The organism is Stappia sp., assembly GCF_965276915.1.
In the GTDB taxonomy this organism is placed as follows: domain Bacteria; phylum Pseudomonadota; class Alphaproteobacteria; order Rhizobiales; family Stappiaceae; genus Stappia.
On the sequence record NZ_OZ255709.1, the window covers coordinates 4,715,208 to 4,731,100 of the forward strand.

General features: G+C 66.9%; 12 protein-coding genes. All 12 read right to left on the reverse strand.

Annotation, left to right across the window (positions count from 1 at the left end; genetic code table 11):
• Positions 1 to 44 precede the first annotated feature (44 nt).
• The 12 genes from ACQY46_RS22035 to ACQY46_RS22090 all read right to left on the reverse strand — a co-directional run bounded on the left by ACQY46_RS22035 (position 45) and on the right by ACQY46_RS22090 (position 15,892).
• Positions 45 to 1,031, reverse strand: coding sequence for a TRAP transporter substrate-binding protein (locus tag ACQY46_RS22035; protein WP_428698102.1), 987 nt, complete (start codon positions 1,029 to 1,031; stop codon positions 45 to 47).
• Positions 1,032 to 1,127: 96 nt separating this feature from the next.
• Positions 1,128 to 1,670, reverse strand: coding sequence for a 3-hydroxyanthranilate 3,4-dioxygenase (locus ACQY46_RS22040; protein WP_428698103.1), 543 nt, complete (start codon positions 1,668 to 1,670; stop codon positions 1,128 to 1,130).
• A gap of 138 nt (positions 1,671 to 1,808) precedes the next feature.
• Positions 1,809 to 2,954, reverse strand: coding sequence for an NAD(P)-dependent oxidoreductase (locus ACQY46_RS22045; RefSeq protein WP_428698104.1), 1,146 nt, complete (start codon positions 2,952 to 2,954; stop codon positions 1,809 to 1,811).
• Positions 2,929 to 5,637, reverse strand: coding sequence for a molybdopterin-dependent oxidoreductase (locus ACQY46_RS22050; protein WP_428698105.1), 2,709 nt, complete (start codon positions 5,635 to 5,637; stop codon positions 2,929 to 2,931). The genes ACQY46_RS22045 and ACQY46_RS22050 overlap by 26 nt, the downstream gene beginning before the upstream one ends.
• Positions 5,638 to 5,643: 6 nt before the next feature.
• The gene (gene nirD / locus ACQY46_RS22055; protein ID WP_428700548.1) at positions 5,644 to 5,976 is read right to left on the reverse strand and encodes a nitrite reductase small subunit NirD; all 333 of its coding nucleotides are present in this window, start codon (positions 5,974 to 5,976) and stop codon (positions 5,644 to 5,646) included.
• A 5-nt stretch (positions 5,977 to 5,981) separates the two neighbouring features.
• The gene (nirB, locus tag ACQY46_RS22060; RefSeq protein ID WP_428698106.1) at positions 5,982 to 8,432 is read right to left on the reverse strand and encodes a nitrite reductase large subunit NirB; all 2,451 of its coding nucleotides are present in this window, start codon (positions 8,430 to 8,432) and stop codon (positions 5,982 to 5,984) included.
• A gap of 11 nt (positions 8,433 to 8,443) precedes the next feature.
• Positions 8,444 to 10,222, reverse strand: a complete 1,779-nt coding sequence (locus tag ACQY46_RS22065) for an ABC transporter ATP-binding protein (protein WP_428698107.1) — start codon at positions 10,220 to 10,222, stop codon at positions 8,444 to 8,446.
• An 8-nt stretch (positions 10,223 to 10,230) separates the two neighbouring features.
• On the reverse strand, positions 10,231 to 11,313 hold the full coding sequence (locus ACQY46_RS22070) for an ABC transporter permease (protein ID WP_428698108.1): 1,083 nt from the start codon (positions 11,311 to 11,313) through the stop codon (positions 10,231 to 10,233).
• A gap of 82 nt (positions 11,314 to 11,395) precedes the next feature.
• Positions 11,396 to 12,763: a CmpA/NrtA family ABC transporter substrate-binding protein gene (locus ACQY46_RS22075; RefSeq protein ID WP_428700549.1), complete on the reverse strand. Its 1,368-nt coding sequence runs from the start codon at positions 12,761 to 12,763 to the stop codon at positions 11,396 to 11,398.
• 392 nt (positions 12,764 to 13,155) lie between these two features.
• The gene (locus ACQY46_RS22080; protein WP_428698109.1) at positions 13,156 to 14,337 is read right to left on the reverse strand and encodes a CmpA/NrtA family ABC transporter substrate-binding protein; all 1,182 of its coding nucleotides are present in this window, start codon (positions 14,335 to 14,337) and stop codon (positions 13,156 to 13,158) included.
• Between the two features lie 8 nt (positions 14,338 to 14,345).
• Positions 14,346 to 14,933, reverse strand: coding sequence for an ANTAR domain-containing response regulator (locus tag ACQY46_RS22085; RefSeq protein WP_428698110.1), 588 nt, complete (start codon positions 14,931 to 14,933; stop codon positions 14,346 to 14,348).
• An 80-nt stretch (positions 14,934 to 15,013) separates the two neighbouring features.
• Positions 15,014 to 15,892 carry a MurR/RpiR family transcriptional regulator gene (locus tag ACQY46_RS22090; RefSeq protein WP_417769031.1) on the reverse strand — a complete coding sequence of 293 codons (879 nt, stop codon included), beginning with the start codon at positions 15,890 to 15,892 and terminating at the stop codon, positions 15,014 to 15,016.
• Position 15,893: the final 1 nt, after the last annotated feature.

Here is a 15,893-nt window from a genome sequence, read left to right on the forward strand (position 1 = left end):
ACACGACAACCGGGGCCGCCCGCAAGGGGCGGCCGGGTTGCCCGTCAGCGCGTTTCCTCGGCGACCTTGCGCAGGTCCTTCAAGACCGGGGCCTTTTCGGTCCAGATCGCTTCCCACTTGCCGATCGCATCGGCGAAGAAGGCGGCGTCTGCCTCGACGATGGTGCGGCCGGTGCCCTCGACCGAGAGCAGCCAGTCGCCTTCCTTCTGCACATAGGTGTCGATCGCCCCGTCGAGATGGCGCGCCATCAGCTTGCCGATCATCGCGCGATCCTCTTCCGACAGCGACTGCCAGACGCGGGCCGAGACCAGTCCCACCATCGGGAACATCATGTGGTTGGAGATCAGGATCGTGTCGGCATGCTCATAGTACTTGAGCGCCCAGATCAGCTCCGCGTCCATGTCGATGGCATCGACCTGACCATTGGCCAGCGCGTCATAGACCGCCGGAAGCGGCATCGGCGTCGAGGCTGCGCCGAGCGCGTTGTAGAAGTCCTTGATCGGCTCGAACGGCGTGATGCGCAGCTTCTTGCCGGCAAGGTCGGCGGCACTCGTGACCGGATCGCGGCTGACGATCTGGCGAAGACCGCCCATCGAATAGCCGATGCCGATGACGCCGGCCTTCTGCGGCAGACCGCTCAGCAGGTCTTTGGCCACGTCGGAACGCAGGATACGGCCGGCATGGGCGACATCGTCGGCCAGATAGGGCGCATAGAATGCGCCGAAATCTGGCACCCGGTTCGACACTTCGGCGATGGTCAGGAAGGCCATGTCGAGCGCGCCGGTCTGCAGCTGCTGCATCATCTGCGCCTCGTTGCCGAGCTGCTGCGAGGGAAAAACGGTGACCGTGTGCTTGCCGCCGGAGGCCGACTTGAGCTCGTCGCCGAAGGCTGTCGCCGCCACCGTCCAGATATGCGGCGGCGGCGTGATCAGGCCGAGACGAAACTCCTTCGACTGGGCAGCGCCCGTGCCCAGCGACAGCGCCAGCGCGGCCGCGGGAACCAGGCTTGCCAGGTGAGATACGGATTTCATGTCATGCTCCTCCCTCGCCGGGAAGGCCCTGGGGCGCCCGGCGCGATGCTGATGAAAAACGGTTGGACGTAGGGTGGCGGCGGATGCCGCCGGCGTTCAGAGCGTCACCCAGCCTTCCGGCGGTTCCTTGCCCGGATGGACCGTGCCGCAATTGGGGCAGGTGCGTGCATCCTCGGACGCGTAGAACGCCTTGTAGACCGGCGGCAGGTCGTCGACGATGGATTCAAGATCCAGCTCGGAGCGGTGCACCAGGTGCTCGCACTCGAAGCAGTACCACTCGATCGCGTCGAGTGCGCCTTCGGGGCGCGCCGGCTCGACCACGAGACCGATGGAGCCTTCCTGCGGGCGTTGCGGCGAATGGCGCACATGCGCCGGCAGCAGGAAGATCTCGCCCTCGCGGATCGGCACGTCGTAGAACTCCTTGCCGTCATAGACCTTGAGGAGCATGTCGCCCTTGAGCTGGTAGAAGAACTCCTCGACCGGATCGTCGTGATAATCGGTGCGCTTGTTCGGTCCGCCGACGACGGTGACCATCAGGTCCGCGTCCTTCCAGACCTGCTGGTTGCCGACCGGCGGCTTCAGCAGATGCTTGTGCTCGTCGATCCATTTCTGGAAATTGAAGGCCGACAGTCTCGACATCGATGGGGCTCCCCGAACTGGCTTGGCGCGTGTGGCGACCGCTTCTCGGAAGGCTCTCGCCGACGGGCGTCCACACGCATTTCGCAGCTCAGGAGACGGCAGAGTGATATGTCAATCAAATACCAATATTCGAAGGCGCTATAACGAAACCGGATAGCCAGCCGCGAGGTGGCCGGTCTCTGTCCGTATCCCTCCGGCATCCCGGCCCCTCGCTTCGCTCGTCTCCCGGACGCCGGCAACGATTTCGACGCTCACGCCAAGCGCCCGCAGTTCCCCGGCCAGTCCGCTGTCTCCCGCCTCACGCGGATCGCCCGGCACCAGCCGCACAACCTGCCGTCCCTGACCGGCCAGCGTCGCGGCGAGTTGAACCCCCTCGCGTTCTGCCTCGCCCCCGCCTGTCACCGCGCCGACCAGCATGCGTTTCGCCTCGCGCCGCGCCAGCTCCAGCACCTCGGCGGAAACGCCGGCGTCATAGAGCACCACCTCGGCACCCTGCAGCGCCCGGATCGCGTTCATGGTGAGATGACCTGCATCCCCCGGTCCGGCACCGACCAGTGTCACCCGCCCCCGCGCCATGTCCGGTGACGCTGCGATACGCGCCAGCAAGGAGCGGACGCCGGCTTCCGCCACCGCATCGAGGGGACCGGAAAAGGCACGGCGCACGAAACCCTCCCAGAAGGCGCGCCGCCCGGCACCGGGCGCGAGCACATCCATCACCCGGCCGCGCATTCCGGTGGCAAGCTCTGCCCAGTCGGCGAGTGTCGGCGGCAGGAGCGTCTCGATCCGCTGGCGGATCGCCTGGCCCAGAATGGGCGCCGCGCCGCTCGTCGAGATGCCGATCACCACCGGCGAGCGGTTGACGATGGACCCGAACTGGAACTGGCAGAAATCCGGCCGGTCGATCAGGTTGCAGGGAACGCCTGCCGCCCGCGCGGCTTCGGCAAAGGCCGACGCCTCCGCCTCCTCCTGCGCATCCGCAACGGCAAGCGCCATGCCGGCGTGGTCTTCCGGTTTCCATAGCGCGGCATGATGCACGAAGGACCCGGCAGCGGCTCCTTCCGTGACCAGCGCCGCCATCGCGGCATCGCAGGTCTCGGCGAACACATGAACCTCCGCTCCGCAGGCCGCCAGAAGTTCCGCCTTCCATGCGGCCGCGTCCGCGCCACCGGCGACAAGCACACGTCGCCCTTCGAGCGGCAGGAAGACCGGCAGGCAGGCAAGCCGACCCATGCGCGGCGGTGCCCGCCGCTTCTCCGTCTCAGACGGCTTCCGCGACCTGCTCATCCGCATCCTCCGCTGCCTGTGTTCCAACGGCCTGCGATGCGCCGGCCTGCACCCTCGCCAGGATCGTGCCGATCTCTGACCGGCAGGACCCGCATTGCGTTCCCGCATCGACGGCCTCGCCGATGGTGGCGACGTCGCAGGCGCCCGCCTCGATCGCCGCAGTAATCTGGTTGAGCCCCACATTGCGGCAGGAGCAGACGATGGCGCCTATATCCGGCGCCGCGCCGCCCGGCCGGCCGGCCAGCACCGACGCCCGGTCGCCCAGCAAGGGAAACTCGGTCGCCAGCAGTCCGCACGCCCAGGCTCGCGACACGCCGACCGGCGCGGGGCCCGTGAACAGGGCCGCGACAAGCCGCCCGCCCTCCCAGCAGGCAAGCCGCTCCTCGCCGCTTGCCGTATCCCGGTAGGAGAGCCGGTCGCCCTGCTCGCCGGAGGAAGCGGCAAGCACCCGGAAAAGCGCGTCGGCAGTCCCCTCTCCGCGTCCCGCAAGCTCGACCCGCCAACCGCCCTCGACCGGGGCGATGGCCCAGTAGTCCGTATCGATCTTTTCAGGCCGCTCCCGCAGCACGGCGAAACCGTACCAGCCCGCCACAAAAGGCCGCAGCGCGACGGGCGTGAACTTCGAGCCCGGCTGGCCCGACACCGGATCGGTCTCAGGCCCCACCAGCGCATCGACCCGGCCGGCGGCCGCGAACTGGTCGCTCCAGTGCATCGGCACGAAGACCGAGCCCTCCCGCGCCCGGTCGCTGACCAGCGCGCGCAGCAGGACGCGTCCATGCGGGCTTTCCAGCACGACGACTTGCGCGTCGTTGACGCCGGCCCGCTCGGCATCGCGCGGATGGACTTCGCAAAACGGCTCGGCCATGTGGGTGAGAAGCCGCGGGCTCAGGCCGGTGCGCGTCATCATGTGCCACTGGTCGCGGATACGGCCCGTGTTGAGCACTAGCGGATAGCGCCGCTCGCGCTTCCTTGGCGCCTGATAGGCAACGGGCCAGATCGCCGCCCGGCCGTCGGCGGTAAAGAACCCACCTTCCGCGAAGAACCGCGCCGCACCGCTGCCATCGGCTCGCAGCGGCCACTGGAAGGGTTCGAGCGCTTCATATTCCGCCTGATCGATCGCCGCATGGGCGCCGATATCGAAATCGCGTGACCCGTCGTTCTGCTCGCTCGAAAGGGCCGCGTGCTCGCGGTAAATGTCGGCGGGCCGCCGATACGCGAAGCCATCGGCAAAACCCATCCGCCGCGCCACTTGCGCAAGCGCCCACCAGTCGGTGCGCGCCTCGCCGGGCGGCACTCGGAACGCGCGCTGGCGCGAAATCCGTCGCTCGGAATTGGTCACCGTGCCGTCCTTCTCGCCCCAGGCCGCCGCCGGCAGCAGCACATCGGCGAAAGGCACGGTGTCCGTGCGTCTCGTCACGTCGGAGACGACAACGAAATCGCAACCCGCGAGCGCTTCGCGCACGCCGTCGGCATCCGGCAGGCTGTCGACCGGATTGGTCGCCATGATCCAGATCGCCTTGATGCGCCCCTCGCGCAAGGCCTGAAACATCTCCACCGCCTTCAGCCCGGGACGTTCGGCGATGCGCGGGCTTTTCCAGAAGCCCTGCACGATGCCGCGATGCGCCGGGCTCTCAATGGCCATGTGGGCAGCCAGCATGTTGGCGAGCCCGCCAACCTCGCGCCCGCCCATGGCGTTCGGCTGGCCGGTGACGGAGAAGGGACCGCAGCCGGGCCGGCCGATGCGACCCGCCGCCAGATGGGTGTTGAGGATCGCGTTGACCTTGTCGGTGCCGACGACCGACTGGTTCACGCCCTGACTGTAGACCGTCACCGTCTTCGGCGTTTCCGCCACCCACTGGTAGAAGCGGGCGATGTCGGCCGCCGCGAGCCTCGTTTCCGTCGAGACAGTGGCGATGTCGAAACCGCGCGCAATCTCCAGCGCAGCCTCCAGCCCATGCGTGTGCTCCGCGACATAGGTGCGGTCGATCCGTCCCGCGCTCTCCAGGGCGGCGAGCAACCCGTTGTAAAGCGCGACGTCCGTATCCGGCGCCAAGGCCAGATGCAGATCGGCGCTCGCCGCCGTCGCCGTGCGGCGCGGATCGATCACCACCAGCCTCAGGTTCGGCCGCCGGGCGCGCGCCGCCTCCAGTCGCTGGTAGAGAACCGGATGGCACCAGGCGAGGTTGGAACCGACGAGCACGACGAGATCGGCCTCCTCCAGGTCCTCATAGGTTCCCGGCACCGTGTCGGAGCCGAAGGCACGTCGGTGGCCGGCGACCGACGAGGCCATGCAGAGCCTTGAATTCGTGTCGATATTGGCCGAACCGATGAACCCCTTCATCAGCTTGTTGGCAACGTAGTAGTCCTCGGTCAGGATCTGTCCCGACACATAGAAGGCAACGCTGTCGGGACCGTGCTCAGCGATCATCTCCGCAAAGCGCGTTGCGATCATGTCGAGCGCCGCGTCCCAGCCGACCCGTTTCCCTGCGATTTCCGGGAAGAGCAGCCGGTCCGGATCGGCAAGCGTGTCGGCAAGCGCCGACCCCTTCGAACAGAGCCGGCCGAAATTCGCCGGATGCCCGGGATCGCCGGCAACGCTCACCCGGCCGTCGTCCTGCCGGGTGGCGATCACCCCGCAGCCGACACCGCAATAGGGGCAGGTCGTGCGCACGCTATCCGGCATGGCTCGTCACCCCTGCGTCACAAGCTGGCCGGCGGCGATCTGCAGCACCCCGTCCCGCACGCGCACCGGATAGGTCGCGACCCGCCCCTCGTCGGCGCCTTGCGCCATGCCGGTGGAAAGGTCGAAGACCCAGTTGTGCAAGGGGCAGGTCACCGACGTGCCGTGGACGATGCCCTGGCTGAGCGGGCCGCCCTTGTGCGGACAGCGGTCGTCAAGCGCATGCACCTCGTCGCCCGCCGTGCGGAACACGGCAATGCAGCCACTTGGCGTCCTGATCAGCCTTGCGCCCTCGCGCGGGACGTCTTCCAGCAGGCCGATCTCGATCCAGTCCGTCGTCATCGCCGTCACTGCGCCGCCTCCAGTTCCAGGGTCGCCAGCGGCTTGAATTCATGCTTGTCCTTTCCGGAAACACGCTCCGACCACGGATCCACCTGGGCGAATTTCTGCGAGAAGACGAAGCGCTCGTAATAGGCCTCGCGCCGTTCCGGCTCGTCCATGATCTGCCGGCGGATCTCGTCAAGGCCGATGCGTTTGGCCCATTTGTAGATGCGCTCCAGGTAGTGGCCCTGCTCCCGGTACATCTGCACCAGCGCCACGATGTGGCGCATCACCTCCTCCTCCGTGGCGACATGGCCGAGCACTTCGGTGCCCTTGATGTCGAGGCCTGCCGCACCGGCGAAATGGAGTTCGAACCCGCTGTCGACGCAGATCACGCCGACATCCTTGCAGGTCGCCTCGGCGCAGTTGCGCGGGCATCCGGACACCGCCATCTTCACCTTCGCCGGGGTCCAGGAGCCCCACATGAATTTCTCGATGGCGATCCCGAGGCCGGTCGAATCCTGCGTGCCGAAGCGGCACCAGTCGGAACCGACGCAGGTCTTCACGGTCCTCAGGCCCTTGGCATAGGCGTGCCCCGAAACGAAGCCCGCCTCGCCGAGATCGGCCCACACGGCCGGCAGGTCCTCCTTGCGGATGCCGAGCATGTCGATGCGCTGGCCGCCGGTGACCTTCACCGCCGGGATGTCGAACTTGTCGACCACGTCGGCAATCGCGCGGAGTTCCGCCGCCGAGGTCACTCCGCCCCACATGCGCGGCACGACGGAATAGGTCCCGTCCTTCTGGATGTTGGCGTGCACCCGCTCGTTGATGAAGCGCGACTGGTAATCGTCGGCATATTCGTCCGGCCAGTCGCAGACGAGATAGTAGTTGAGCGCCGGCCGGCACTTGGCGCAGCCGCCCGACGAGGTCCATTCCAGTTCCTGCATGACGGCCGGAATGCTCTTCAGCCCCTTTGCCTTGATCAGCCGGCGCACCTCGTCATGACCATGATGCGTGCAGCCGCAGACCGGCTTCACCGCCTGCACCGCGAAGGCTTCTCCGAGCGTTGCCTGCATCAGTTGCTCGACCAGCCCGGTGCAGGTGCCGCAGGAAGCGGACGCCTTGGTGTGGGCACGCACCTCGTCGAGCGTGGTCAGCCCGCCTGTCTCGATGGCCGTGACGATCGTTCCCTTGCACACGCCGTTGCAGCCGCAGATTTCCGCCTCAGGCGGCAAGGCTGCAACGGCCGCCGTAGGGTCCAGCGGGGCACCCCCCTGGTAGGCTTGGCCGAAGATCAGCGTTTCGCGCATCTGCGAGACATCGGTGCGGTTGCGGATGTGATCGAAGAACCAGGGCCCGTCCGCCGCCTCGCCGTAGAGCACCGCACCGACGATGCGGTTTTCCTTCAGCACCAGGCGCTTGTAGACCCCTGCCGAGGCATCGCGCAGCACGATCTCGTCGCGGTCCTCGCCATCGGCGAAGTCACCGGCGGAATATAGGCTGACGCCGGTCACCTTGAGCTGCGTCGCCGTCTCCAGCGGCCGGAAGGCCGCGTCCTCGCCGAGCAGCGTCTTCGCCGCGACGCCGGCCATCGTGTAGAGCGGCGCGACGAGGCCGTAGCAGACGCGCTCGTGCTCGACGCATTCGCCGATTGCAAGGATGTCCGGATCGGAGGTCATTGTGCGGTCGTCGATGACGATGCCGCGTTCCACATGCAGCCCGGTATCCACGGCGATACGCACTTCCGGGCGGATGCCGACGGCCATCACCACCAGGTCGGCAGGGTAGATCGTGCCGTCGTCAAGGAGCACCGCCTCGGCGCGGTCCTCGCCAAGGATCGCCTTGGTCTGCGCCTCGGTGTGGACGGTGATGCCGCGCCCTTCCAGTTCCCGCCGCAGCAGATGGCCGGCGGCCGGATCGAGCTGCCGCTCCATCAGGTGTCCCATCAGGTGCAGGACCACCACCTCCATGCCGCGTGACCTGAGCGCCGCCGCCGCCTCAAGCCCGAGCAGCCCGCCGCCGATCACCACGGCTTTCGCGCCGGGGCGCGCGGCCGCCTCCACCATCGCCTCCACATCGTCAAGGTCGCGGAAGGCGCGCACGCCGGGCAGGTCGCGGCCGGCAATCGGAATGATGAAGGGCGCCGAGCCGGTGGCGATGACCAGCTTGTCGTAAGGCGTTTCGCCGGCCGGCGTGGTGACGGTCTTTGCGGACCGGTCGATCCGCGTCACAGTTTCGCCGAAGCGGCAGTCGATCCCGTTTGCGGCATACCAGGCCGCATCATGGGTGACGATCTGCTCGTAGCTCTTCTCGCCGGACAGGACCGGCGACAGCATGATGCGGTTGTAGTTGCCGCGCGGCTCGGCGCCGAACAGCGTCACCTCATAGGCATCAGGCGCCGTCTCCAGCAGGGTCTCCAGCATCCGGCCGGACGCCATCCCGGCGCCGATCACCACGAGTTTCTGTTTGATGGTCATGGCGGTTCCTCCTATTCGGCCGCTTCGGCGGCGGCCTTCTGGCGCGCGATCCGCGACGCCCGTTTGGCGGTGATGGCGCTGAGTTGCTCCGGCCCCGGATTTGCGCCGCCCTCATAGGCTTCCAGGAAATCGAGCAGTTCCTCGCGATAGGCGTAGTAGTCGCGATGATTGATCAGCGTCTTGCGCGAGCGCGGCCGCGGCAGGTCCACGTCCATGATGTTGCCGATGCGCGCGTTCGGACCGTTCGACATCATCACCACCCGGTCGGCGAGCAGGATCGCCTCGTCGACATCGTGGGTGACGCAGACCGCCGTCACCCGGGTGCGGGCCCAGACATCCATCAGGACGTCCTGCAGTTCCCAGCGGGTCAGGCTGTCGAGCATGCCGAACGGCTCGTCGAGCAACAGCAGCTTCGGCGACAGGGCGAAGGCGCGGGCAATGCCCACCCGCTGCTTCATGCCGTTGGAAAGATCGCTCGCCGCCCGGTCCATGCTCTCCGCCAGACCGACGCGGGCGAGGTAATACTCGACGATGTCGCGGCGTTCGGCGGCGCTCGCATGCGGATAGACCTGGTCGACACCGAGCGCGACATTGTCGTAGGCCGTCAGCCACGGCATCAGCGACGGCGCCTGGAACACCACCGCCCGGTCGGGACCGGCTTTCGTCACATGGGTGCCGTCGAGGATCACCGTGCCCTCGGTGATCGGGTTGAGGCCGGCGGCCATGGACAGCACCGTCGACTTGCCGCAGCCCGAATGACCGATCAGCGTGACGAACTCGCCCTTGGTCATCGAGAGTTCGAACCCGTCGACGACGGTGAGCGGCCCTTTCGGCGTCGGATAGACCTTCTTCAACTGGCTGAATTCGAGATAGCGCTCGACGCGCCCGCCAGCGGCTGCCTGGCCATAGGCCTCCGGCGGCGCATCGGCGGAGGGTTCGTTCGCCGCCTTTGCCGGCTTTTGTCCGATCGGCACCACGTTGGGCAGCACCAGTTCGCGCGTTGCGCCCGCGTCGCGACCGGCCCCGACCTCCATCAGGTATTCGGTCACCTCGGCCCGGAGCGCGATGAAGGCGTCATCGTGATTGAGCTCGCCCCGGTCGCGCGGACGAGCGAAGGGCACGGTGAATGCGCGGCCCAGCGTCGCAGGCGTGCCCGGCACCAGCGGGATGATGCGGTCGGCGAGCAGGATCGCCTCGTCGACATCATTGGTGATGAGGACGATGGTCTTCTTTTCCTCGTTGCAGATCGCCGCGAACTCGTCCTGCAGCTTCGCACGGGTCAGCGCGTCGAGCGCCGACAGCGGCTCGTCGAGCAGCAGCACCTCGGGGCGCATGGCGAGCGCCCGTGCGACCGCGACCCGCTGGCGCATGCCGCCGGAAAGCTCCGCCGGCTTGCGGTCGCGGGCATGGGCAAGACCGACCATCGCGATGTACTTGTCGGCAATGGCGACCCGTTCCGCCTTCGGCGACTTCGAAAACACGCTGTCGACGGCCAGCATCACGTTGCCGAAGACGGAAAGCCACGGCATCAGCGAATAGGACTGGAAGACGACGCCGCGCTCCGGACCCGGGCCGTCGATCTCGCGCCCCTTGAAGATGACGCCGCCCTGGTCGGGTTCGATGAGGCCGGCGAGCAGCGAGATCAGCGTCGTCTTGCCGGTGCCGGAATAGCCGACGATGGCGATGAACTCGCCCTCGCCGACCTTGAGATCGATATCGGCGAGCACGTCGTTGCGCGACCTGCCCTCTCCGAAGGACTTTGAAAGCCTGGAAATCTCGAGAATGGTCATTACGCCCCTCACCGTGTCGCGGAGAAGGTGAAGGCGCGCTGCAGCGCATACATCACCCGGTCGAGGGCAAACCCGATCAGCCCGATGGTGAACACCGCCACCATGATGCGCGCCAGCGACTGCGAGGAACCGTTCTGGAACTCGTCCCAGACGAACTTGCCCAGGCCCGGGTTCTGCGCCAGCATCTCGGCCGCGATCAGCACCATCCAGCCGACACCGAGCGAAAGGCGCAGGCCGGTGAAGATCAGCGGCAGCGACGAGGGCAGCACCAGCTTCATCACCGTCTTGCGGGTGGGCAGTTGCAGCACCCGGCCGACATTCATCAGGTCCTTGTCGACCGAAGCGACGCCGAGCGCTGTGTTGATCAGGGTCGGCCAGAGCGAGCACAGCGTCACCGTCACCGCCGAGATGAGCAGCGACTTCGGCAGCCAGTCGGCCGGATCCGCATAGAGCGCCGAAACGATCATCGTCACGATCGGCAGCCAGGCGAGCGGCGAGACCGGCTTGAAGATCTGGATCAGCGGATTGATCGCGCCATTGACGGTGCGCGACAGGCCCGAGGCGATGCCGAGCGGCACCGCGATCAGCGTCGCGATGACGAAGCCGAGCCCGACGGTTATGAGCGAGGTGACGATCTGGTCGAGATAGGTCGGCTTGCCGGTATAGCTGCGCCACTTCACCCGGTCATGCTGGCCGGCGGCTTCCAGCTTGGCATTGCGCACGTCCTGGCGCTCATGGAAGGCCGCGGCCTTCTCGCGCTCCCGCAGGTGGTCCTCCCACAGGTTGCCCGCCTGCTCCCACACCGCCGCCGGGCCGGGCACCGCGCCGAGCGAGGTCTGGATCTGCGGGGCGAAAGCGGCCCATGCAACGAGGAAGGCGACGATGCCGATCATCGGAATGACCAGCACGCGCTTCAACTCGCCAAGCTGCTCGCGCGGGCTGTCGCCCAGCACCAGCCGGACAAGCGGCACCAGGAACGAGAGGCCGAGCGCGTCGAGCCAGCCGGCGGTACGGCCAAGTCCGGCAAGCAGCCGTTCGCGGCGGCGGCCGGCGGCCGGGGCATCGATGGTGGCGGTTTCGGCATTTGCCATGTTGTGAAGTCCTTGTCCTTGCGCAGGATGCTGGGAGGACACCCGGCCGGGCGGCAGCGCCGCCGGCCGGGCGCGGGCAGCCTCAGCCGCCGACCACCTCGTTGCCGTCGACGGTCTGATTGCCCTTCAGTCCGATCGGAAGGCTGTCGATGTAGGCGTTGGGCGCACGGCCGTCATAGGGGATGGCGTCGATGACGTCGGTGGCCGGCGTCGGGGCGCGGTAGCCGTCGCTCTCGAAGGGAAATTCTCCCTCCTCCGCATGGCCTTCCTCGACCAGCATCCGCGCCGCCTTCAGGTAGACATCCGGCAGGTAGACGCTCTTTGCGACGTCGGCGTACCAGTCGTCGGGCTTGTGCTCGCCGATCTGGCCCCAGCGGCGCATCTGGGTGAGGTACCAGACCGCATCGGAATAGTAGGGATAGGTCGCGAAATAGCGGTAGAAGACGTTGAAGTCCGGGACCTCGCGCGTGTCGCCCTTCTCGTATTCGAACGTGCCGGTCATCGAATTGGCGATGACCTCGGCATCCGCACCGACATATTCGGGCCGCGACAGGATCTCGACCGCCTCCATCCGGTTGGCATTGTCGTTCTCGTCGAGCCAGCGCGCCGCGCGGATCAGCGCCTTGGTCAGCGCCAGCGTCGTGTTCGGATTGGCCTCGGTGAACTCCTTCGTCAGGCCGAAGACCTTCTCAGGGTTGTTCTTCCAGATCTCGTAGTCGGTGATCACCGGCACGCCGATGCCCTTGAACACCGCCTGCTGGTTCCACGGTTCGCCGACGCAATAGCCGTTGATCGTGCCGGCCTCGAGCGTTGCCGGCATCTGCGGCGGCGGTGTCACCGAGAGCAGCGCATCGGCCTTGATTTGCCCGGAAATGTCGGAAGCCGAATAGAAGCCGGGGTGGATGTTGCCGGAGGCGAGCCAGTAGCGCAGTTCGTAATTGTGGGTCGAGACCGGGAACACCATGCCCATGTTGAAGGGCTTCCCTTGCGCCTTGAAGCTGTCGACGACAGGCTTCAGGGCGCTTGCCGGGATCGGATGGACGGGCTTGCCGTCGGCCTGCATCTGAAGATGCGGCTTCATCATCTCCCAGACTTCGTTCGAGACGGTGATGCCGTTGCCGTTCAGGTCCATGGAAAAGGGCGTCACGATATGCGCCTTGGTGCCGAAGCCGATGGTCGCGGCGAGCGGCTGCCCGGCCAGCATGTGGGCGCCGTCGAGTTCGCCGGTGATCACCCGGTCGAGCAGCACCTTCCAGTTGGCCTGCGGCTCGAGCGTCACGAACAGGCCCTCGTCCTCGAAGAAGCCCTTCTCGTAGGCGATCGCCAGCGGCGCCATGTCGGTCAGCTTGATGAAGCCGAACTTCAGTTCGTCCTTCTCCGGCAGCAAGGCCTGGGCCTGCGCGTCAAGCGGCGTCGCCGCCATGATCGCGAGGCCGAGAAGCCCGGCCATCGCCTTTCGCGTGATGGAAAGCGGGATCTGGATCACGACTGTTCTCCCTCCTGCGCGCGGCATGCCCCTGGCCTGCCCGCGTCACCAACAAAAAAAGCCGCCGTCGAGAGACCGGCGCGGGAGGGCGCTGGTCGTTCTCAACGGCGGCTTTGCCGAAGCGTCCGTCCTTGGACGCGTTATGTCGTGGCCATCTTTGGCCCAACACCTTCAATGCAGGAGACATGCCAACTGAGGGAATCCACCCGAAGGGTTGATTCAATTGTGTTTTCGGGAAGAGCCCTGGAACGGACCCGACAGCGCAGCGCCAAAAGGCAAGGCAAAGGGACAGGGCAGCTGATCAATTCTTGTGCAATGCACAAAACAAGGCAACCGCGTTTCAGACGAGGCAGGCCTCAAGCGCGGATGGCGAAACCGGCGACATAACCGGCGACATCGCCCGGGGTGAACTCGACCCCGTCATAGAAGCGTTGCGGCGGCCCCGCCCGGTCGCGGCGGGCACCAGCACCCGGGTCTCCCGCCTTCGGCATCGCCGCGGCGAAAAGGTCCGGCCGGTAGGTCTCGCGGGCAATCGCCTCACGCTCCGGATCGTGTTCCACCTGCCCCCAGCGCAACATCTGGCTGTAGAACCACAGCGAGTGATCGGTGGAGGGTTGCAGCGCGCCGGGCGCTGTGAAGGAGAGGAAGTCGGGCACAGCGAGCGCCACATCGCGCGACACGGCGATCAGCCCGCCCAGCGCCGGCCGGCACCATTCGGCCGGGCAGTCGAGATAGTCCGGCCCGCTCAGAAGCACCGCAAGGTCCGCATGATTGGCCGCGTCGCCACACCAGATCGCAGCCTTCGCCAGCGCCCGGATCAGCGCGGCCAGCGTCTCGCCATTGGCATCCGCCCATTTGCGGGTCACGCCCAGCACCTTTTCCGGACTGCCCGGCCAGATCGCCGCCTTGGTGGTGACGATCCGCCCCGTGCCCGCAAGGGCGGCGGCCGTGTTCCACGGTTCACCAACGCAATAGCCGTCGAGCCGGTCGGCCTTCAGCGCATCGGCCATCAGCGGCGGCGGCAGCACGGTGATCTCGACATCGCGATCCGGATCGATGCCCGATGCGGCAAGCCAGTAGCGCAATTCGTAGGCGTGACCGGAAAAGGGGTGGACAACGCCGAAGCGCAGCCGCGTCCCGTCCACCGGTCGTTTCGCGATCGCCCGGGCAAGCCCTTGCCCCGTCGACCCCGGGTCGCCGTTGGCGGCCGCCCCCTCCTGCTCCATCGCACGCCAGAGCCCCGTCGAGACCGTGATGGCATTGCCCCCGAGCCCCAGCGTCATCGGCGCCAGCATCGGCACCGCGAGCGAGGTGATGTTGAGAGAGGCGGCGATCGGCATCGGCGCCAGCATGTGGGCGACGTCGAAATGGCCGATGGCGATGCGGTCGCGGATGTTCGCCCACGAGGTCTCCCGCACCAGCCGCAGGTCGACGCCCTCGGCCGCGGCGAAGCCCCGCTCGGCCGCCGCGACCAGCAGCGCGCTGTCGAGAAGCGGAATGAAACCGGCAATCACCTTGTCGCCATCGGATCGGTTCATCGCGTGCCCTACTTCTCCAAAAGTCCGCTTGAAATGACCAGCCCTTCGGCCACCTCGATGATCCGGCGCCCCTGGTTCATCGCCGCCTTGCGCAGGAGCTGGTAGGCTTCATCCTCGTCGACGCCCCGATTGCGCATCAGGATGCCCTTGGCCCGCTCGATTGTCTTGCGATCGGCAAGCTCCGTGCGCGCCTCCTCCAGTTCCTGGGAGAGCCGGCTGAAGGCCTTGAAGCGGCTGATCGCCATGTCGAGGATCGGCTTCACCCGCTCCCGCTTGAGCCCGTCGACCACATAGGCGGAAACGCCCGCATCGACCGCCGCCTCGATGGCACCGCTTTCGGATCGGTCGACGAACATGGCAATCGGCCGGCGCACGGCGCGCGACACCTGGAACATGTGCTCGAGCTGGTCGCGATTGGGGTTTTCCAGATCGATGACGATGACGTCCGGATCGACCTCGGTGATCCGCCGCACGAGACCGTCCATGGTGTCGACGACGATCACCCGCTCGTGGCCGGCATCGCGCAAACCCTGCTCGATGATGGACGAGCGGATCCTGTTGGCATCGATCACGAGAATGGAGAGCGGTTCACGCATGCCCATATTATGCGCATGCCGCAAATTTGTTCAATCACGCTTTTGCTGCGACGCAACGCAAGCCGGTGGAAAACGTCGCGTCAGTCGCCGATCGGCTTCGGGCCGACATCCTTGGACAGCGGCATCAGCGAAGTACGGATACGGCGCAGGTACTCCTTCACCCGCTCCGGCCGCTTGCGGGCAGCGCCGGCGGCAAGAACGTCAACGATCGCGGTAAAGGCCAGCCGCGACGCGCTCGGCTTGAAGATATCCTGGTCCTCCGGCAAGTCGACCCCGATGGTGATGTCCGTCGCCAGCGCCAGGTCCGAGCCCGCCTTGGTCAGGCTCAAGGTCTGGGCTCCGTATTGCCGGGCGATCGCCACGCTGTCGAGCAGCTCCGCCGGCGAACCGCTGGCCGAGACCGCGAAGACCACGTCGCCCCGCTCAAGCGTCGAGGCGAGCATCCGCTGCAGGTAGCCGTCCGAATGCGCCTCCGCCGGGATGCCGAGGCGGAAGAAGCGGTTGGCGCCCTCCCGCGCCACGTTGGCCGAACCGCCGCCGACGCCGAAGAAGATAATGCGCCGCGCCCCGGCAAGCAGGTCGATGGCCGCCTGTATCGCCGCGCTGTCGAGCTGGCCGCGCGCCGTGTTGAGCGTGTCGACCAGCGCCCCGAAGACCTGCGCGACGAGCTGGTCGGAGACCGAGCTGTCATTGCCCGGTCCGCCGAGATACTGCAGCGACACGGCAACGCTTTGCGCGAAGCGGATCTTGAAGTCCTTGAACCCGTCGCAGCCCAGCGTCTGGCAGAAGCGGTTGACGGTGGCGTCCGACACGCCGGCACCGGCCGCGATCTCGCTTTGCCGCTGGTAGGCGATGGTCTCCAGGTTGGCGAGCACATAGTCCGCCACCCGCTGCTCGCGCTTGGCAAACGCGCCGTCCAGCCGCCGCAACTGCGCAATGATGTCGATGACCTTGGTCACG